This is a genomic window from Rhodococcus sp. 27YEA6 (assembly GCF_044908235.1).
Classification (GTDB): Bacteria; Actinomycetota; Actinomycetes; order Mycobacteriales; family Mycobacteriaceae; genus Rhodococcus_F; species Rhodococcus_F qingshengii.
This window is the reverse complement of record NZ_JBIYCY010000007.1, coordinates 28,843-48,898: the sequence shown is the minus strand read 5'-3', so window position 1 is coordinate 48,898 and position 20,056 is coordinate 28,843. Positions and strand designations below refer to the sequence as shown.

The following is a 20,056-nucleotide window of genomic DNA, read 5'->3' as shown; positions in this document are numbered from 1 at the left end:
ATGCGCTATCTGTCGCCGGCGAAGACGACGCCGACAACCCCCTCACGCCCATGGGGCGTCACCGTGTACGTATCCACACCGCGATGGTAGCTACAGGCCTGCGTTACAGGCCACTCGATTTATCAGTCACGCCATACCGCCGTGAACTCGTACCAAGGTCCGCCGAGGTGAGTTGCGGAGAAATCATCGAACCCCGATGGTGGGCCGCTGGGCGAGTACACCCACCCACTCGAGGTGATGAACATGCTGTCGTTGTCGATGAAGTAGACCTCATCCGGCCGCACGACATGGGCACTACTGATATCGAACTGGCCGATCTCGAGCTCTTCCACGGTCGATTCAGGCTGCTCCAAAAGACCAATCGCGATGGTCTCGAACTCTCCGCTCTTGTCGAGGAAAGTTGCCGGCGGTATCAACAACACCAGAGCTACTGCAGCGATGACGGCGATCGGGGAGGACAGAATCCACCACGACCACCGCCGGTCCTGGCCAAGGACATAGAGGGTGCGGATCGCCCACACCAGACCGACCACGATCAAGATGAGCAGAGCCGCGGCGCTGACGAGGAAGGGATCCAACCATCTGTACTCCCCGAACGGCGAAGGCCACCAACCGTAATGCCGGCAGACCAACGCAATGAGCGGAACAACGGTGAATGCCAAAAGAATCGGCCCCGGTGGCTTGGATGACTCCGGAGGGTCAGCTACCAACCATTCACCCAGCGACTTCGGCCTTCTCATCACCCCACCGTATCTGCAGGTCGTGGCAAACTCAGTTACACGGCGAATACCGTTGCAGTACAAGCACTCTCGTTCCACTCACAACAACCAACGCAGCGATCGGCACTCTCGCCGCAACCGACACAGATGGACAAACCTCACAATTCGCAGATTCAACGTGCCGATCATGCGACAATCGGACGGTGAACGAGACCGCGAGTGGAGTTTCGCACCCGCACCGACCGCGACTGCTGAGCGTCGGCGTCCTACTCTCCGCCGCCCTCCTGTGGTCCACTCCCCTCGCCGCTGCCGCGCCCACCGAACCTGGGCCGGCCAGTTGCATATCATTCGGAACCGCCCAACTGCCACCAGGTGCGCCCTCCGGTGGAGGTCGAGTCGGGTTGGCAAACCTGCCGACATTCACCGGTTCAACCGCCCCCAGCTCGGTCCAGATCCGCACGCCAACTACGCAATTCAATCGTTTCTGGGACTTCGCGCTAGTCGACCACGACTTACTCGCTCGGCCGCGAGAGACAGGCGCATCAACGGCTCAACCGTGGCGTTTCGTGCCGATGCCCGAGTGCCTGCGTGGACGACTGGTCGGGATATCACTGGACGACGACGAACTCGTCGCGGTCGACGACAACGGCTGGATCTACACGATGGACAACGCATCCCAGGATCCGCTGGTGTGGAATTGGACCTCGGCATGGGGCGCACCGCTGTGGAGCGGTCCCGGCCGACAACTCCCCGGAGACCACCCGAACGGGTGGGCACTGAGCGTCTCGTCGCCTTGGGACAACCAAACTTTCACCGACGTCGCAGGACGGATTCACTTCGTCGGACTCGCCAAGATGACGATGATCCCCACGTTGACCGGGGACGGCAGCCGAATAACCTACGCGGACCCGTGGCTGCCCAACGACGACAGCTACGAGATCGGCGGCCCGCTCGGCGGGCGATTCCAGGCGGACTCGCTGTCGGCGGCCGGATCAACCACTTTCGTGATGAACAAGTACGGCGACATGTACACCCGCACATTTGATTTCGATTCTTCGGGATCGGACTCGATCTTCTTCCGCTACAGCTGGGAAGATCAGTCGGACAAGCCGTCGGCACCCAACCTCGTGGCCGAAACACTGGACCGCAGCACCGCCGCGATCCAACTTCCGGCCCCCGACTGGGTGCACCAGCCCAAAATTCCCGGTGAAGTTACATCCGCGATCAGTGTGCACTCACTCGGTCCCGGCCCGAACCGGCGGGAATTGCGTGTCGAGGGTCTCCGCGGCGCCGAATCCGGCTTCTGGCACAAGGATCTCGTCGGCGGCGACTGGGAGTTCACACCGACCGGCGCGTCTCTCCTCGGCGCACTGGTCGAAAACGCGCCGACAGACCGGTCGACGGATACCCTGTCCCCCGCTGCCCCCTGGCACTTGTCCACGACCCTGCCCGCCCGCGACGGTGCCATCGACGGTCAGACTCTGATCGACATCGGGTTTCCGTACTCTGTGGTGGATCCGCGTCTGCTCGACGCGATCGGCCAGCACGCACAACCGTCCGGATACCGACTGGACGTGGACCATTTCGACCCGGTCGCCACCACGCGGACCGCGACCGTGACTGCACCGGATGGCACGGTTCTTCCGGTCGTCCTGCACACCGCCGACGGACTACGGATGACTCCCCGCGCATCCGGCCTCGATGCCGATCCGCGCCACCTCGTCGGGGCAATCGAGATCCCGTCGGACGCGTACGCGGATCGGGCATCGAACCCCGCTCTGGACGCGTTCGTGCAGGACTGGATGCATGGAAACCCCATTGCCGCGATCACGCTCAGCGCCACCGACCACGACTTGGTGATCCGCTAGCCGAAACCAGCGCCGTCCACCGTGTCGCCTCGATTAGGCTCAGCAGATGGTCGACACCACACCCGACGTGCCGATATCACCCGTCGACGCTGCGAGCTTCCAGCTCGGTGTGCACGTCCAGCCCTACCTGGTCACTATTGCCGGACTGCTCGCTCCTGGTGGCTTCGTCGATCGAGACGGTCGACCTGATCTAGTGCGACTTCACCGCACTCTCGCCGCTCACATCGCGCAGGAGCCGTTACTGCGGCAGCGACCGATCATACGGAACGGGTCATGGTGGTGGACGGAAAACGACATCGACTTCGACCTCCATCTCTCGCTTGACGAACGCGGGCCTACAGAACCCGACTTCGAATCCGTCTGTGGTCGACTCGTGATGCAACCCCTCGACACCACCCGACCGTTGTGGCACATCGCCTTTGTTCCTGCAGCTCGACCGGGTCTGTGCGGCATCGTCATCCGAGTGCATCATGCGGTTCTCGACGGCGCCAGAGCCAGCGACCTTTTCGAGCGCTTGTTCGCTCCACCTGATTCGAAAAGTACCGACCCGGGCGCTCCCGTGCCGAACATCCCTCCGAAGGCCGCCGGTTCCCTCGACCTCCTCCGATTTCGAATCGGTACTTTCCTGCACCGGCCAATCCGATCACGGGTGTTGCTGGGCGCCTTTGGTCCCACGAGATCGATCTCGTCCGTCAACGTCGGCACCTCTCTGATCGAGCATGCCGCGCAGCAAGCGGGAGGCACTTTGAACGATGCCTATCTCGTTGCGGTGGGCGGCGGACTGCGATTCATCCTCCAAGAATGCGGCGAGCCCATCCCCAAGTCGATTGCGGTATCGGTACCCGTCGCAGTCACAGCGATCGGTAGCGCACGCAATGCCGTCGGGTTCATGATCATCGACCTTCCACTTCGTGAAACCGACCCACAACGCACAGTCGCGATCGTCGCGAAGCAAACCGCTGCGGCCAAACCTTCCGCACGCGCTGCGGGAACAACCTTTCGGTCACCGCGTATCGCCGGCGTTTTCGACAAGCTCGCAAAGCGGCAGCACATGATCGGTGCAGTCGCGTCCAACGTCCATGGACCGCGCGGCCCGCTCACGCTCGACGGGGCAGCGCTAGTCGAACTCTGGCCTCTGGGCCCGTTGGCGGGCAATGTCCGCGTCGGCTTCACCGCAGCGTCCTACAACGACACATTCTGGATCGGAATCCAGGCCGATGCCGAGCATCTCCCACCTGCAAGCAAGATCGCCCGAGCCGTCGAACGGACTCTCGACGAAATAGCCGGCACTGCACACTGACTGGATCTACTGCCACTATCCGATGCACCTCGCCGCTTGGGCAACGGATACTGTCGAGACGTCTCGACAACATCTCCACTGATTCGAGCCTGCAAGCCGGTGTCGTCACGACACGATCGTCACGAGGAAGGCGAAAGATGTTCACACCTGCAGAATTCGGCAAGGTCTCGGTACTGGTTCCTGAGAACGGTGGTGCCGTCCCCTACGGGAACACCGTGGTAGTGCACGGATCTGAAAGCACGCTCGTCATCGACCCTTCGCTCTCCCTCGACCGCGACCCCGTCGGCGCAGACCTCGTATTCGTCAGCCACGGGCACGAGGACCACATCGCCGGACTACGCCATTTCGACACCCCGGCCTATGCGCACCATCTCGACGCACCCGCAGTCGCATCCCTCGACACGATGCTCACCAATTACGGCCTTCCTCCGAACGAACGAGTCGAGGTCCAGCAGTCGATCGCTACGCAATACGGCATACCCCCGACCCACGAGAACGTGTCGGGGATCGCGGGCGGCCACGTCTTCGACCTCGGCGACCGCACTGCGACAGTCATTCATTTGCCAGGGCACACCCGCGGACACTGCGGGGTCCTCGTCGAACCCGACGGCTTCTTCTACGTCGCCGACATCGACCTCACCTCCTTCGGCCCGATGTACGGCGACCTGGGTAGCAGCGTCAACGACTTCCTCGACTCCATCGACCACGTCGCAACGATCGACGCACGCTGGTACGGAACATTCCATCAGAAGGGCGTGGTCGAGGGCAGCGACGAGTTCCGTCGCCGGTTGTCCGCATACCGCGACAAATTACTGAGCCGCGAAGACCGTCTCATCCAATTCCTCGGCGAACCAAAACTCTTGGAAGACATAGTCGCTCATCGACTCGTCTACCGCCCCCACGTATCGGCCCCGTACGTCGACGCCGTCGAACGACGGACAGCTCAGCTACACCTCGAACGACTCATCGCATCCGGTGCCGTCACAGTCGACGAAGACAAGGTGTTTCGCCGGACCCTCTGACATCCCTGGCGAACTGATCGCGCCATTTCGGATACTTCCGAAAATCGGACCGAAGTTCACCGAAAAAATCTGGCACTCGAGGTTGCAGAGTGCCAGCTTGGCTGGTTATCATGTTCTCGCACAGTAAGTTCGGTCGCCGTCGAGGTGACGGTGACCTTTCTTAGACGATACGGGAGGTGTGTTGCTGTGCTTCGTTTCGATCCTTTCACCGACATCGACGCGATCACCAAGTCCCTGCTTGCCACCGGAACCGGCAGCAGCCGAAGTCCACGCTTCATGCCGATGGACCTCTACAAGATCGATGACCACTACGTCCTTCACGCCGATCTTCCCGGCGTCGACCCAGGATCAGTGGACGTACAGGTAGACGGCTCGACCCTCACCCTGACCGCGCACCGCAGCGCCATTTCCGAAGAGGGAGTGACGTGGCTGGCCGGTGAGCGTTTCACAGGAACATACAGAAGGCAGCTGTCCATCAGTGAGGACATCGATTCCGAACGGATCGTCGCCTCATACGACAACGGCGTGTTGACCGTGACCTTACCGATCGCAGAGAAGGCGAAACCGCGGCGGATCGAAATCTCGTCGGGGCCGCCGTCCCGCACCGCAAACTCCGAGGTGAAAACCCAAGGACAGATCGAAGCCTGACCTGAACGGCTTGGCACGAAATCGACTGTACGAGAGCCTTTCATCCAGGAGGTCCACTATGCCCGCGCCAATCATGCCCCCCGCCGCAGCTCTGGCTGAACCGGTCGTCTGGAACGAAGACCCGCAGCGGCAAGGCTGGTGGAAGCGCATCCTCGCGGCCACCCCGCCCGAGAACCCCACCAACGAAGAATTTCAACCCTGACAAAACCAGACCGTGTTCGCCGAATACGGTCACCCACAAATGAATTGATGCCTTCCGTCCGTCCACCGAGGCGGACGGAAGACATTTACAGGCGCTCTACACACGTTCAGCTCGATGAAGCATTCCGGCCGAACCGAAGAGCCATCACCTGCAGCAGGTCAGGAACCGCCCGAAATGGGCGAAGCAGGACGAAACACTCACACAACAAGGACGAAGCTCGCCGCCACCTGCCAACCGTGACTCGTACGGTTGAAATGTAGACGTCAGTGACTGCGCTGACGCTTACCGACCTCGTCGGTCCCCTGAATTGTGTGGCCGTCGAGGTCGTCTCATGTCGATACCCAAACTGAAAGTGGTCAGCCCTCAACCCTCGTCGGAGGAGATGCCGTCGCCAGACCCTCCAGAAGGATTGCCAGACCGCGCTCGAGTTCGTCCTGCCCGTCGTAGTGAGCCATGATCGTAGCCATCGACCGCAGTCTCGGAAACTCGGCAAGCGCAAGCCGATGCAGACCGAGCCGCAAGAGATCGTCCGTCTCCTCGGGATTTTCGACTATTTCCTGAAGCTCGTTGAGAATGTGCCCGTTGAGGAAGCCGAACACTGCTCGGTAGATGTGTAATGCGTCTTCAGGAGTGAAACCGGCCCGTATCAGCAGTTCGAGAATCGCTTCGACGTAGCGCAACGTCCCGGGAGGACGCAATCCGAGCGGGGTGGACAGCGGCCGAGTGACCAGCAAAGGAACCACGTTGGGGTGCGCGAGCGCGAGGCGGCGATACCCGTACGCAACTGCGTGCAGCTGCCCCCTCCAGTCGCGATCGGACGGGTCGACGACCAGTTGTTCGAGCACGGTCTCGACGACCCCGTCCAGCAGGGCCGCCTTGTTGGCCGCGTACCTGTAGAGAGTCATCGGATTTCTGTCGAGCGCTTTGCCCAGTCGGCGCATGGAGAGGCCGTCGGCACCTTCCTCGTTGATGATCGCCAACGCCGTCGAGAGTACGAGCGCCCTGGTGAGGGGCTCCTCGCGGTCCGCGGCGGGAATCAAACCCTTAGTGCGATCTGGCGAGTGTCCGGTCATCCACAAAACATACATCGTATGCCTACGCGTTGACAGAACAGTACGGCTGGTTTACTGTTCGGATACGCCCTATGCATACAACGTATACACACAACGTATACCCGGAATGTCCGGATTTACGTGGGCGCTCATCGATACGTCCCGGCGCCGGAGTCGGCGCGGACGTACGGACTCACTTTCGTCGCATGAGTCCCTTCTTCAAAGGATCGAAGATGAACAGAACATGACAGCACCCACCGCAACACGACGCTCGCGGTTCTTTCAATTCTCGGGTATTGCAACGATTTCCGTTTTCTCCGTCGGCATTCTCGTCTTGCCGGCCGGCACTGCCGGCGCGGAAGCGACTGCTGTCGGACTCGGCACCGCTGAGCCCTTTGCAGTCCTTGCCGGAGCAGGAATCACCAACACCGGACCGACAACCCTCGGCGGCGATATCGGCACGTATCCGACTCCAACCATCACCGGTGTATCGGACCTGACGATTACCGGCACCAATCATGGTGGCGACGCGGTATCGCAGGGAGCGAAACCCGACGTGTTGACTGCCTACAACACTCTTGCCGGTCAAGGACCCACACAACCGACGGGAGCCGACTTGACCGGTCGGACACTGGTTTCGGGTGTCTACAACTCCGGTTCGTCGATCGCACTGTCGGGAACCGTCACCCTCGACGCGCAAGGTGACCCCGATGCAGTCTTCGTCTTCCAAGCGGGATCAACGCTGATCACATCGTCGTCCAGCACCGTTGCACTGATCAACGGAACGCAGGCGTGCAATGTTTTCTGGCAGGTTGGAAGTTCCGCCACCCTCGGCACCAACTCCGTCTTCCGAGGAAACCTCTTGGCGCTGACAGACATTACTGCCACAACCGAGGCAACCGTCGAGGGTCGACTGTTGGCGATCAATGGCGCGGTCACTCTCGATACGAACACCGTTACGATCCCGACCTGTGCGCCTCCTGTCACGACCACGACTCCGACCACTACGACGACTACAGTCCCGCCTGACACCGCGACGACTACCACCACGACGGTGGTCCCGCCGGAGGTGACTACAACCACGACGGTCGTCCCGCCGGAGGTGACTACAACCACGACGGTCGTCCCGCCGGAGGTGACTACAACCACGACTGGTACACCGGTGGAAGCGACGACCACCACACCAGGGCCGAACGGCACGACTACAACCACTGTGGACGTACCGCCGATCATCACGACCAGCCGAAACATTCCGTCCATACCCGAGATTCCCGGTCTCCCACCACTGCCGGGAATACCTCCCACCGTTCCGGGGACGGTAACCGTCCCGTCTCGGGTGCCGACGACGTCAGCTTCTCGAACGGGTACCCCGACCACTCAACCGGTAGGCCCGGGATCCCCGAATGTTCGAGCCCCTCAGGTGCAGCAGGTACCACGAGGGTCGGTCGACACCGGTGACGGAAGCACACAATCCCAACGCGGCGGACAGTCCAGTGGAGGGTGGATCGCCCTGCTCGTCGGCTTCTTCAGCGTCGTGGCTATGTCGGCCCTCGTCATCCGTCGGACAAGTCGATAGATGAAAGACGAAAACTCCGTGATGGCTCCGCGAACTCGCCGAGCCATCACGGCTCTCGCCCTTACTGTTTCAGTACTCGTAACGGTGGTCGGATGCGCCGGTGGACAATCCGACAGCGGAAATTCACAACCACACTCGTCGCCTCGACAAGACACCACATCCGCGCCACGCGCCACTGACTCTGCACTGCCCGAAAGGGCGCCGGTAACTGCTGAACACCGCCCCGCGCGCCTCGAAATCCCGTCCATCGGCGTCGACACCGACATCATCGATCTCGGACTCGATACCGATGGAGCACTCGAGGTCCCACCGGATGGGAAGGACGCAGGGTGGTACATCGGCGCTCCCGCACCCGGTGAGGTCGGACCGGCAATCATCGCCGGCCACGTCGACTGGCAAGGCACCGACGGGGTCTTCTTCGATCTGCGGAATCTCGAAACAGGAGCCGACATCATCGTCACCCGCGAAGACGGAAGTCGCGCAGTGTTCACCGCTACCAGTGTCGAACACTTCCCCAAAGAGGACTTTCCCACCGACGTCGTATACGGCGACATCGACCACCCCGGACTCCGGATCATCACGTGCGGTGGATCCTTCGACGAAACCGCACGCAGTTACAACGACAACATCATCGCATTCGCAGACCTGGCCTAACCGCCTGAGACGCCGCAGCACACCACTTCGAAAGTCCGCACGAACCGTTGGAGAGCAATGACCGTATTCCACTTTCCCGTGCTCGAGAAGTTTCGATGACAGACACCGACGACATTCGAGCGAGCGCCGAAGCAGGTGTCGACGCTCCTGCATGGCGGGATCGGAAGCGTTACTGGTGGCCGTTGGGATTGCTGATCCCGCTGAGTCCCTTCCTGTCCTGGCTGCTGGTCGAATATTTGCACCTCGGCCTGTTCTGGGCGACCGGTGCCTGGATCCTGATTCTCGTCATCCCGATCGTCGACGTCGCAGTCGGCGCAGATGGCCGCAGCCCACCGGACAACGTGATCGCGGCATTGCAGGACGACCGCTACTACCGATGGTGTACCTACCTGTTCGTGCCACTTCAATACGCTGGCCTCGTCTTCGCCGCATGGTGTTGGGCGCACGCCCCGATGGCAACCGGAGAGAAGATCGCACTGGCGATGACCGTCGGCGTCGTTGCAGGCGTCGGTATCAATGCCGCACACGAACTAGGCCACAAGAGCAGCCGCCTCGAGCGGCGGTTGGCGAAAATTGTGCTCGCTCAATCGTTCTACGGGCACTTCTACATCGAGCACAATCACGGTCACCACGTCAACGTTGCGACGCCGCGCGATCCCGCCAGTGCTCGTTTCGGGGAATCGTTCTGGATATTCTTGCCCCGCAGCATATTCGGAGGTCTGAAATCGGGCTGGCGGATCGAATCAGCACGCCTGCGCCGGCAGGGTTCACCCGCACTGTCACCTCGAAACAACATCGTGCAGGCATGGTCGCTGAGCGCCGCAGTGTTCGGGACGTTGATCACCTTATTCGGGTGGCAGATACTGCCCTGGCTGCTCCTGCAAGCCTTGGCCGGGATCACGTTCCTCGAGGCCGCAAACTACCTCGAACACTACGGATTGCTCCGTGCGCGAAGACAAGACGGCAGCTTTGTCAAAGCCCGGCCCGAAGACAGTTGGAACAGTGATCATCTCTTGTCCAATTTGTTCCTGTACCAATTACAACGACACAGTGACCATCACGCGAATCCGCGTCTGCGCTACCAATCTCTGCGCAGCGCTCCAACCGCTCCGCAACTCCCTGCCGGATACGCGGTGATGATCGTCTGCGCTGCCGTACCACCACTGTGGCGGCGGATGATGGATCACCGTGTCCTCGGCTACTACAACGGCAACGTCGAGCTCATTCACACCAAGGCGACGATATGAATGACAATGCCCGAGACGACGACCACAGCGACGGGCACTACACGGCCACCGGGCCGACCAAACACGCCAGAGCTGCGTACCAGCCGGCGCGCACCCGGCTCAGACGAGCCGCACCGAGCCTGGACGTCGTCGCTGCCGCGGAGTACCTGTTGACCCAGCCCGACGCATACCTCTATCGCCGCCGATACCTCGACCTGATCACTCAAACCCCCGGGCCCGACGGAACATCGATCACCGACTACGCCGCAGCTGAACGCTACCTACTTGTCACCGCTACCGCGCACCGCAGAACTCACAGTGAGGTTCGTCCATCGCCGGCACCCGGCGATTTTCTGTGAAGTGGTCACCGCAGTGTTTGATGCCAGAGAGTGACAACAGCCTGACGAATGCGGGAGCGCAGCATTTGTCATTTGCCATCACAGCTTTGATTCGCGCTCGCCAATGTCATCGAGGATCAAGAACTCGATCTTCGCTCGCTCCCCGTCCGCATCGAAGTCGTTGTCGCGGTCTGAGACACGCGTGATCAGTTCCGTCAGTGCCGCATGGATCGTCGTGTACAGAAATGCACGCGGGTCGGGCACCCCCATCACGTCGTCAGTGTTCATCTGTACCTGCGCCGTAGCGGTACGCCTGCCCAGAAACACACGCGGAAGCCGGGTCCCGGTCGGATCGGTCACCACGGAGATGTCGCCACCAACCACAACAAACAGATCGAAGTCGTACTGCATCGCGATGCCCCTCAGCCGGTGTCTGAGCCGAGTCAACTCCTCGATGAAGTCAAGCGGCACCGACGGTCCACCGAATACTGTCCTGAACGTGACCCCGCGAGTCATCGATCTGCCCCCCTTTACGAATCATCCATTTCAGGATCGAGGGCCATACCCTCTGTATCCCCCACGCCAAGTGCTCGGGCATATCGACTGGCATACCGCTCCAGTGCGACTGCTGAATCGGCCTCACCTTCCCATTGATCCGGAATCGCGGTGCCGTCACACGTTGTTCGCGACACTTGCGCCTCGGAGAACTCGACAGCGGTCCGGGTGAAGGAACACCGCACAAAACTCGTGGCCGCCGAGAATCGTGCGCCGCCGAAAGTACACTCCACGAATGAGGTATCGGCGAGCTGCGCACCAGTCAGGTCTGTGTCGTCGAATGCGCATCGTTCGAACACAGTATTGGGCACGGAGCGGAGCCCGCGTGCTTTGGCTCCAGTGAAATCGCAATCGACGACCCTCGGTCCGAGCGCCACACGCGAGAGCGTCGCACCCGGAAACTGCACCGTTCGAGTCGGCGATTGAAACGGGGCTGTCCGGTCAGTGCCACGAAATCGAAACGGCAGTCGAATAATTCGGATTCGAAGACGGAGATCGAACCCCGAGCGAAGCTCAGATCAATCCGTTCCAACGTGAGATACCGAATGTCCAATCCAGCGCTACCCGCTGTCAGGCCACGCACATCGATCAGCCCGTCATCGGTCTCCGCCCGTGGGGAGACGAGAGTGTGGGGAGGCTTGACGATCCGCGACTGATCGAGCAATTGCGCCCGTAAATTATCGACGTCCTCATCTGACCAACGTCGACGTAGGGAGGTGATCGCGGACCGGTTCACGGGCTCAATAGTATCGGCAAGATCCCCAGCGATTGGCCGTGGCTGTCCGAGAAGCGAACCACCACGCATCAGTACTTCGGTAGGAATCACTTCTCGGAGCGCGCAAAACAGCCGGACCGTGAAATACACGGCCCGGCTGCAGCGCTCACGCACACCAAGTGGAACTCGGAGTCAACTGGGGTACTGAAACCGGTCGTGTACGAGTAGTTGACTCATCCCCGGATCAGTATCGAATTATCAACTCTCACAAGTTGATCACGTCGCCCACAAAGATCTGATCGGGATTGACGATCTGCGGATTCATGTCCCACACCTGCTGCCAGGTGAGACCTCGTTCTGCCGCGAGGTCGAACAATGTATCACCGGCCGCAACGACTACCTCTGAGCCGGACGCTGGAGTCTCCGACTCCGGAATGCTTTCTACCGGTGCAGATTCGGATGTCTCAGAGTAGACAACAGGAGCAGGCGCCGGTTCCGGTGCAAATTCGGGTGCTACGTCCTGTGCCGGCGCGGGCGCGGGCGCGGGCGCGGGCGCGGGCGCGGGAACAATACTCGACCCGGTATCGCACGCCCCGATCGAACTCAGGAAGGACATGGGATCGACTGCGCCTCCACTGTGAATGCGGAGATGCAGATGTGGACCGGTGGAGCTACCGGTGTTGCCCGTTGCCCCGATCTCGTCGCCTACCTCGACGTGTTGCCCCACACCGACCCATGTTTCGGAGAGGTGGCCCATCTGAATCTGCTCGCCACTGTCCGCTTCCAACTGGATATACGTTCCATATCCACCCGGATCATTGGGTCCGGCAACAGAAATCGTGCCCGATGTGGGCGCGTGGAGCGCGGTGCCGACGTTGACAGCGAAGTCGACTCCGTCATGTCCCGCGTGGTAACCCTGCGAAAGTGATCCGCTTACCGGCCACTCCCAATTGCAACTCGCCGACCAGCCCTGCGCACCGGCGGTACCTGCATTGGCTACTGCTCCGGCCCCCACAAGGGCGCCCAGTCCCGCAGTTACGGCGATGAATCGTTTTGTGCTGGAAGGCTTGTGTTTTCTGTGCTTACTCATGTTTTCCTTGACTGATGTGCTCGGAGCAGGTGCAGGCTCTACCCGCAGACAGCACTCAATACGTGCTGAGCTACTTGGTGTATCGCACCAAGACTCCGTTGGAGTGAAATGTTCGGATCGCGCCATGGAGAGAGGTACGGTGACCGCTCTCGAACGCGAGCGCGCGCATAGACCCGCAGGTCTGTATCTCCTGGTGACAGCACAGGAGATACGGGTTCTACATCGAGGCAGTGCCTGAATCGATCGTTGATCGAGGACTACGAATGCCGGAACAAACCGAAGGCTTCTCATTCGAAGATCGACAGGGTGGGTGTCTACCCGGATGGTCGGAAAGAGGGTGGAACATGGAGATCCTTGCGTTGCGGATGAGGAATCACCTCATACGCTGTCGCTTCACGACGCTCCACACCACGGTTGAATTACCTGGGTACATACCTGTTTTTGCGCATTCGACCCGACCGGTCGATATCAGGCGCGCCTTCGGTGGATGGCATCTGGTCGAACAATCGCCAGTGCCCCATGTCACTTCTGGAGACGATACCGCGTCTTGGTCACCCGGCGCGTCAGCGTTACCGAGATGGGACATACAGGCGGCATTGCTCCTACAAGCCGAACGGGAGACCAGTGCACGTTCCCGGCATCGGAAACGCGTGCTGATCTCCCGTTCGGCGATCTGTTGCCTAGTGGATCTACTGCTGAGTCGCAGCTACTTTCTCGGCTGCGTGGTGAGCGGCAATGTATCCGTAAACCAGCCCCTGGCCGATCGTTGCACCGGCGCCCGGGTAGGTGTGACCGAATGCGTTGGCCGCAGTATTGCCGATCGCATACAGGCCGTCGATCACGCTGCCGTCCTCACGAAGCACGCGTGCATGCTCGTCTGCCTGCACACCGCCGCAGGTGCCGAGGTCGCTGAGCGTCATCTTCACCGCGTAGAGGGCACTCGTGTCGAGCTTCCTCAGGTTCGGGTTCGGGGACACTGTCGGGTCGCCGTAGTACCGATCGTATGCACTTCCGCCGCGACCAAATTCCGCATCGCTACCGGCAGCAGCGGCCTCGTTGAACTTCTCGAAGGACTCGGCAAAAGCCTCCTCGGGAAGACCGACCTTGCGGGCAAGTTCGACCGGACTGCTCGCCTTGTGCGCGATGCCGGAGTCGAAGAATGCCTGCGGAAGCGGCTGACGAGGGAAGATACCGCCTGCGAACACGTAGCTGTTGCGGTACTCCTGGTCGAAAACAAACCACATCGACTCGGCCGGATCTCCGGCCTTTTCCCGTTCGAGCACGCGCTGGCCGAACGACATGTAGTCCGTCGCCTCGTTCACGAATCGACGACCGGTCTGGTCGACGATGAACGAGCCTGGCAGCGCACGCTCTGCGAGCATCACCATCGGCGGGCGGCCCTTGATGCTTGCCACCGCGGGGAACCACCACGACTGATCCATCGATCCGATACCTGCGCCGAGCTCTTGTGCTGCCTCGATCGCTTCGCCGGTGTTGCCCTCTGCGCCCAGGCTCTCGTGCTCACCGAGGCTCTCCGACTGGTACTTGTGGCGCCACTCCATGTTGTGGTCGAACCCGCCGGCTGCCAGAACGACACCACGCCGAGCGGTCACCGTCACTTCACGTCCGTCTTGCACCACAACTGCACCCGTTACGCGGCCATCTTCGGTGATGAGCCGAACCAACGACGTTTCCGTCCACACCGGGATACCGGCCTGGACCACACCTGCGAACAGGCCGGCGGCGAGCGCCTGACCGCCTGCGATGTATTCACGCTTGAGTACGTACTTGCCGTAAACGCCCTGCGCCAGGCGGCGGATGATGCGAGGGAAAGCCTTGCTCGGCTTCTTCACCATCAGGTTCATCCACTTGTAGTCCGCACCTGTCACCGGCATCGGCAGTCCGGCTTCCATCAAACCGGGCCGCAGGCGACCGCGTTCCGCGCCGAGTACCGACGCGTCGAACGGCAGGCACTCGCAGGTACGTCCGGCGGCGCTACCTCCCGGCAGTTCGGGGTGGTAATCGGAGTATTCCTTGGCCCAGAAGAACTTCATGGGCGTCGTGCGGTAAAGCATGTCGACGGTGGCCGCACCGTTGTCGACGAATGCCTCCCCACGTTGGGCAGGGGCAGTATCACCGACCACCGAACGCACGTATGTCTTCGCGCGCTCAACGGTGTCGCCCGCACCGGCTTTCGCCAAGATCGGGTTGGCAGGCATCCAGAACGCTCCACCGGACCGCGCCGTCGAACCGCCAACGTACTGCGTCTTCTCCACGATCAGCGTGGACAAGCCGAGCTCGTTCGCGGTGAGGGCGGCAGCCATGCCGGTACCGGACCCGATCACCAGTAGATCGACAACGATGTCCTTGGCTTGTGTCGCGGGGGGTGCCTGATTCTTCGCCATTGAACAAATCCCTTCACGTGGTTATCGACGTAGAACGCTAAGGCAGTCGCGGCGCAGAAGGTTCCGGATGCCCAGTCAGCGGGACATTGCGAGTGGATTGGCGAAGAACGGCTCCTGCCACGGGTCGGGCGTTGTGCCCGCCCCAGCAGAATCGCGGCTTGCCTTCTTCGATGTCTACGCTGCTCACGTGAGGACAAATCCCAGCTTCGGCATCGTCGACGAAACGCTCGGCACCTTTGTCCGCGGGTATTACGTCTCGTCCGACGGTGAGCGATTGGACGACGACTACTACAGCCTGACCTGCAACGTCGACGGGCGCACTGTCAGCTTCATCGCACACTCCCTCGACCCCGACGCTGTACGCGGCATGCTTCCCCGCCTACGCCACGTCTTCGAGCAGCACCAGGCTCTTCACCGTCAGGTCGTCGAAGCGATTGTCAACGTCTGACAGACTCGTGCGGTTTGCATTTCATGGACGGGTACTGGCCGGCGGTTCGTTTCAACGGCGACGATGGCGTGATCGAGGTGACTGTCGAATCCTGCCCGCGATCCTCGTCTCGGGCTGTCGGCTGATGTTCCTCGGCACTGATGAAGAATAATCATCTACATGAAATGGAACACCCCTACAGAGACCGGCTGGTTCGTCAACCTCGCCGAAGGTGGTTCGGCCGTATCGATATTCGATCCGTCGGGGAACGTTCAAGGCGAACTGATTCCCGCATCCGACGACGGATCGGAGAGCGTTGCCGGCGGGCGGAAGAGGAAATCGTCAACAGCCGAGCAGGATCGATCCAGGCTCATATTCCGCAAAGGCCGACCTGCATCACTTCGATTGTCCGACGGAACGATCGGGACCCTGATCGACCAGAAGCCCAAGGCCATGCGCCGCAAGAACAAGCTGTGCGAAGTCGATATCGCGGGCAGAACATACCTCTTCGTTCATTCATCGGGCCGAAAGGCAACAGCCCGGCGTGATGGAATCGCATTGGCACACATGGAACGTGGCCGATGGTCCGCTAGAAGTACCGTCGCCAGAAGAACCCTCACAGCAACGGACGCCCTTGACGAATGTGTCCTGACACTGTTTCAGAAGGTAGTGACACCTGGACGTACCGGCGCCTTCGATCAGGTACTGACCGACCTCAGCAACATATGACGTACGCCATATTCGGTGGATCTCAACCGCACTCGAGATACTGACTTTCAACTCTCGGGTCCACGGACATGCCTTGGACACAATGAGTTTCACATCTCGGAGCGGAAGGCTGAAACCAGATCATGGTCAATGTCGACGCTTTGAACACGCTCGCCCAGCGATTGTCGCCAGGTGCGATGATCACAGATCCAGATCTACTCCAGTCCTATCGCCAGGACTGGAGTTTCGATCCCGCAGCCGGAACACCGGTTGCCGTAGTACGTGCTTCGACGACGGCAGAGGCGGTTCGACGGACGGCATCTGAGGCCGCCACATGTAGCGAATAGCGACGAGTACCTGAATTCTCCTGTGCAACCGGATATGGTGAGGCTGTCGTCTTCAATGCGGCGATGCAAGAAGGGAAGCTACGACCAAAACGTTACGTCGGGGAAGACAAGCAAATCACCTGGACATGGCTGGAGGCCTCCGTGATGAATCTCGTTCGCCGACTGAGCGTCTGCACATCCGTCGTGATCGCTTCTACTCTGACGTCGGTGGCGCTCGCATCCGCCGCGGTGACCATTCCATTCCAGGTCAACCCTGCGCCGTACGGCAACCCGAACGGCAGCTTCGACGCGCCGGCCGTCCGCTGCGTAGCTGTCGTCGGTGAACAACCCGGCACGGTGACGATCACCGGAGGCAAGGAAGGCCGGTGGGGATGCCTGCTCTCGTCCGAAATGCGCTGGCTGAACCTTTCGACCGGGGCCTCCGGCTCCGCTCGGCTCTCGGACGGCCTCAACGGAGTCCCAGCAGAGGCGATCGTGCAGACCGGGACCGGTCAAGTCGCTGTTGCCGTGCTGTCCGTGGCCGGATCCATCATCACCCCAGGTGTCACATCGTTCTACGTGCCGTAGCACCAGAACTCCGCATCACCGGCACCGTGGGACCTAAGGTCCTGTTTACCGACCCGTCATCCCGGTTAGCCTGAAAAGACGCTACCGAGAGGACACTCATGACCTCGTCAGTGCACGAAACGATCGCCGTGGATCTGGATTTGATCGACCTGTACAAGGACCTCCACAGCCATCCGGAACTGGGGTTTCAGGAGCAACGAACATCCAGTCTGGTGGAAAGACATTTAACAGCACTTGGATTCGACACCACCACCGGTGTCGGGACTACCGGAGTCGTCGGAGTCCTGAAGAACGGAGTGGGCCCCACAGCGCTGCTGCGTGCGGATATGGACGCCCTCCCGGTTCGGGAAGAAACCGGATTGGACTACGCCAGTACCGTGACAACGACCGACGATCAGGGAAAGACCGTCTCGGTCAGCCACGCGTGCGGCCATGACCTGCATACGACCTGCTTACTCGGTGCGGCCCGGATCCTCTCTCACGATACGACGACCTGGTCTGGCACTCTTGTCCTCGTCTTCCAACCGGCTGAGGAACTTGGCGCGGGTGCGCAAGCCATGGTCGACGACGGACTGTTCGAGCGATTCCCGAGGCCCGACATCGTTCTCGGACAACATGTATCGCCGCTACCGGCAGGCACGATCGCCGGGCACGCCGGCCCCTCGTATGCGGGATCGGACTCACTTCGTGTGAGACTGGTCGGAAAGGGCGCCCACGGATCTATGCCGGAGAACTCGGTCGATCCCGTGGTCATGGCAGCCGAAACCGTGTTGCGTTTGCAAACTGTCATCTCACGCGAGGTCCCGAGTACTGCCACAGCTGTCCTCACCGTCGGCTCCATCCATGCTGGAGATGCCGCCAACGTCATTCCCGGCGAAGCAGAACTGCAACTCAACATCCGCAGCTACGACGCAGGTGTGCGTCAGCGCATCCTGGACAGCGTCGACCGCATCGTCCGGGGCGAAGCGGCCACCGCCGGTGCACCCACCCCACCGACCATCACCGAGACGGAGCACTTTCCGATCGTCGTCAATGATCCGGCAGCGCTGGACAAGACACTCGATGCGTTTGCCGAATGGTTGGGGACGAACAAGATTCTCGATCCCGGAGCGGGAGCAGGTAGTGAAGATGTCGGCATTCTCGCGACCAGTGCCGGTGCGCCACTGTCGTACTGGCTGTTGGGCGGTACCGACCCTTCACTGTTCACGACAGGTGACATGACTGATCCGGCTTTGCGAACCGTGCCGTCGAACCACTCTCCGCACTACGCTCCCGTGATCGAGCCGACCCTGACCATCGGTGTGAACGCCTTGGTCGTCGCGGCCAGGACGTGGCTCCCAACTCCCTAGAGTGTTGCGGGTCCGCAATCGATCGATCGTCCATTCGATCAAGGCTGCAAACGCGTAGGCGCCGCCGAGAATACTTGCAGCGCCCCACCCTGCCGCGTCGAAAACCATAGTGGTGGAAACCGCCCCAGCCGCGCTGCCCAACGAATAGAACACCATGTAACTACCGATGATCTGCCCCGACGATTCCGGTGTGTTCGCGACGATCAGATTCTGGCTCGTGACATGAACAGCCTGCACGGCGAAGTCCAACGCAACAACACCGACTACGAGTAACACCAGCGAGTGCGTCGCCTGCGCGTTGAATACCCACGACAGCAAGAGAACGACCAACGACGCCCCGGTGACGCGTTGCGCTTTGCCTTGATCGGCCCACCGACCGGCACCGACCGCGCCCAATGCTCCAACCAATCCTGCGATTCCGAAGAGCCCGATCTGTGTGGTCGACAACCGCCATGGTTCCTCACTCAACGGCAGGGCCATTCCGCTCCACAAAGCACCAAAGGACGCGAAAAGGAACAAGGCGATCAGGGCCCGGGTGCGAAACAGTCGGTTCGTAAGCGTCAACGTCACGACAGACCCCATTGCACGCACGTACGAACGCCTATCGTGTTGCGAACGAGGATCTTTCGGCAGCATCGTCAGCGCGACGGCCGCGACCAGTACCGAAATGAAAGTGGATCCCGCGTAGACCGCCCGCCAGCCTGCCAGATCCGCAACTGCGCCGGCGACAGTCCGAGCGAGGATGATGCCGACGACAACGCCGCTGGTGATGACACCGATGTTTGCGCCCCGCTCGTCCGGGTCACTGATTGCCGCAGCATAGGCAACTATGACTTGAACAACTACCGAGAACGTGCCTGCGACCGCCATCCCGATCAACAGCTGCAGATTCGTGGTGGCCAGAGCAACAAGCATCGTTCCCGTTGCAGCAGCGACGATCTGGATTGCGATCAATTTCTTTCGATTCACGAGATCGCTCAATGGCACCAACACGATCAACCCCACCACATAACCGAGTTGGGCGAGTGCGACTACGAAACCGAGGCCGGCCGGAGGAATGGAAAGATCCGAGCCTATTTGCCCGAGGAGCGGCTGTGCGTAGTAGATGTTGGCTACCGAGACCCCGCAGAGCACTGCGAGCAACAGGCGAAGTCCGCGAGACATTTTCAACTTGCCCCGCGCGTTCTCGACAGCATGACGTGCAGTCACTTCCACCTCAACTTGGTTGCGTTTTGATACCATTTGGAGGTTACGTCAATACAGTTTCAAAACGCAACCAATGAGGAAC

General features: G+C 60.8%; 19 protein-coding genes and 1 pseudogene. 13 read left to right on the top strand and 7 right to left on the bottom strand.

Translation table 11 applies throughout. The features are described 5' to 3' along the window. Positions 1-122: 122 nt before the first annotated feature. Positions 123-740, bottom strand: a complete 618-nt coding sequence (locus ABH939_RS19060) for a DUF1109 domain-containing protein (RefSeq protein WP_404649968.1) — start codon at positions 738-740, stop codon at positions 123-125. Between the two features lie 182 nt (positions 741-922). Here ABH939_RS19060 and ABH939_RS19055 point away from each other — a divergent pair, with 182 nt between their 5' ends. The 5 genes from ABH939_RS19055 (at position 923) to ABH939_RS19035 (ending at position 5,759) form a co-directional block, all read left to right on the top strand. Further along, positions 923-2,587 carry a hypothetical protein gene (locus ABH939_RS19055; protein ID WP_404649967.1) on the top strand — a complete coding sequence of 555 codons (1,665 nt, stop codon included), beginning with the start codon at positions 923-925 and terminating at the stop codon, positions 2,585-2,587. 46 nt (positions 2,588-2,633) lie between these two features. Then, entirely contained in the window at positions 2,634-3,887 is a 1,254-nt protein-coding gene (locus ABH939_RS19050; protein ID WP_404649965.1) for a wax ester/triacylglycerol synthase domain-containing protein, read from the top strand. Between the two features lie 137 nt (positions 3,888-4,024). After that, entirely contained in the window at positions 4,025-4,909 is an 885-nt protein-coding gene (locus tag ABH939_RS19045; protein WP_042452347.1) for an MBL fold metallo-hydrolase, read from the top strand. 186 nt (positions 4,910-5,095) lie between these two features. Next, positions 5,096-5,557: an Hsp20/alpha crystallin family protein gene (locus tag ABH939_RS19040; protein WP_007726499.1), complete on the top strand. Its 462-nt coding sequence runs from the start codon at positions 5,096-5,098 to the stop codon at positions 5,555-5,557. Positions 5,558-5,615: 58 nt separating this feature from the next. Then, entirely contained in the window at positions 5,616-5,759 is a 144-nt protein-coding gene (locus ABH939_RS19035; protein ID WP_168422070.1) for a hypothetical protein, read from the top strand. Between the two features lie 356 nt (positions 5,760-6,115). Here the strand turns inward: ABH939_RS19035 and ABH939_RS19030 are convergent, their stop codons facing one another. Then, entirely contained in the window at positions 6,116-6,832 is a 717-nt protein-coding gene (locus ABH939_RS19030) for a TetR/AcrR family transcriptional regulator C-terminal domain-containing protein (protein ID WP_099698824.1), read from the bottom strand. A 223-nt stretch (positions 6,833-7,055) separates the two neighbouring features. Here ABH939_RS19030 and ABH939_RS19025 point away from each other — a divergent pair, with 223 nt between their 5' ends. The 4 genes from ABH939_RS19025 (at position 7,056) to ABH939_RS19010 (ending at position 10,626) form a co-directional block, all read left to right on the top strand. Next, positions 7,056-8,387, top strand: a complete 1,332-nt coding sequence (locus tag ABH939_RS19025) for an ice-binding family protein (protein ID WP_404649962.1) — start codon at positions 7,056-7,058, stop codon at positions 8,385-8,387. Then, positions 8,388-9,041, top strand: coding sequence for a class F sortase (locus ABH939_RS19020; protein ID WP_404649960.1), 654 nt, complete (start codon positions 8,388-8,390; stop codon positions 9,039-9,041). 95 nt (positions 9,042-9,136) lie between these two features. Continuing rightward, positions 9,137-10,288, top strand: a complete 1,152-nt coding sequence (locus tag ABH939_RS19015; protein ID WP_404649959.1) for an alkane 1-monooxygenase — start codon at positions 9,137-9,139, stop codon at positions 10,286-10,288. Further along, the gene (locus ABH939_RS19010; protein WP_063314901.1) at positions 10,285-10,626 is read left to right on the top strand and encodes a hypothetical protein; all 342 of its coding nucleotides are present in this window, start codon (positions 10,285-10,287) and stop codon (positions 10,624-10,626) included. Before ABH939_RS19015 ends, ABH939_RS19010 begins: the two co-directional genes overlap by 4 nt. A 78-nt stretch (positions 10,627-10,704) precedes the next feature. Here ABH939_RS19010 and ABH939_RS19005 read toward each other — a convergent pair whose 3' ends face one another. The 4 genes from ABH939_RS19005 to ABH939_RS18990 all read right to left on the bottom strand — a co-directional run bounded on the left by ABH939_RS19005 (position 10,705) and on the right by ABH939_RS18990 (position 15,370). Further along, the gene (locus ABH939_RS19005) at positions 10,705-11,121 is read right to left on the bottom strand and encodes a hypothetical protein (protein ID WP_058038919.1); all 417 of its coding nucleotides are present in this window, start codon (positions 11,119-11,121) and stop codon (positions 10,705-10,707) included. A 14-nt stretch (positions 11,122-11,135) separates the two neighbouring features. Further along, positions 11,136-11,459 carry a pentapeptide repeat-containing protein gene (locus ABH939_RS19000; RefSeq protein ID WP_404650030.1) on the bottom strand — a complete coding sequence of 108 codons (324 nt, stop codon included), beginning with the start codon at positions 11,457-11,459 and terminating at the stop codon, positions 11,136-11,138. Positions 11,460-12,140: 681 nt separating this feature from the next. Then, the gene (locus ABH939_RS18995; RefSeq protein ID WP_404649958.1) at positions 12,141-12,965 is read right to left on the bottom strand and encodes a peptidoglycan DD-metalloendopeptidase family protein; all 825 of its coding nucleotides are present in this window, start codon (positions 12,963-12,965) and stop codon (positions 12,141-12,143) included. Between the two features lie 689 nt (positions 12,966-13,654). Next, the gene (locus tag ABH939_RS18990; RefSeq protein WP_064074891.1) at positions 13,655-15,370 is read right to left on the bottom strand and encodes a 3-ketosteroid-delta-1-dehydrogenase; all 1,716 of its coding nucleotides are present in this window, start codon (positions 15,368-15,370) and stop codon (positions 13,655-13,657) included. Positions 15,371-15,557: 187 nt separating this feature from the next. On the opposite strand from ABH939_RS18990, the gene ABH939_RS18985 reads away from it, so the two are divergent. From ABH939_RS18985 to ABH939_RS18970, 4 genes are all read left to right on the top strand, one after another. Further along, positions 15,558-15,818 (top strand): hypothetical protein, encoded by a 261-nt coding sequence (locus ABH939_RS18985; protein WP_404649956.1) that lies wholly within the window; start codon positions 15,558-15,560, stop codon positions 15,816-15,818. 159 nt (positions 15,819-15,977) lie between these two features. After that, the gene (locus tag ABH939_RS18980; RefSeq protein WP_404649954.1) at positions 15,978-16,526 is read left to right on the top strand and encodes a hypothetical protein; all 549 of its coding nucleotides are present in this window, start codon (positions 15,978-15,980) and stop codon (positions 16,524-16,526) included. A gap of 470 nt (positions 16,527-16,996) precedes the next feature. Then, positions 16,997-17,419 (top strand): hypothetical protein, encoded by a 423-nt coding sequence (locus ABH939_RS18975; RefSeq protein ID WP_054187580.1) that lies wholly within the window; start codon positions 16,997-16,999, stop codon positions 17,417-17,419. Between the two features lie 98 nt (positions 17,420-17,517). Next, complete coding sequence (locus tag ABH939_RS18970) at positions 17,518-18,768, top strand: amidohydrolase (RefSeq protein WP_338927695.1); 1,251 nt, start codon at positions 17,518-17,520, stop codon at positions 18,766-18,768. An 84-nt stretch (positions 18,769-18,852) separates the two neighbouring features. Here the strand turns inward: ABH939_RS18970 and ABH939_RS18965 are convergent. Then, positions 18,853-19,932, bottom strand: a pseudogene (locus ABH939_RS18965) (MFS transporter); the annotation flags it as partial. Positions 19,933-20,056 lie beyond the last annotated feature (124 nt).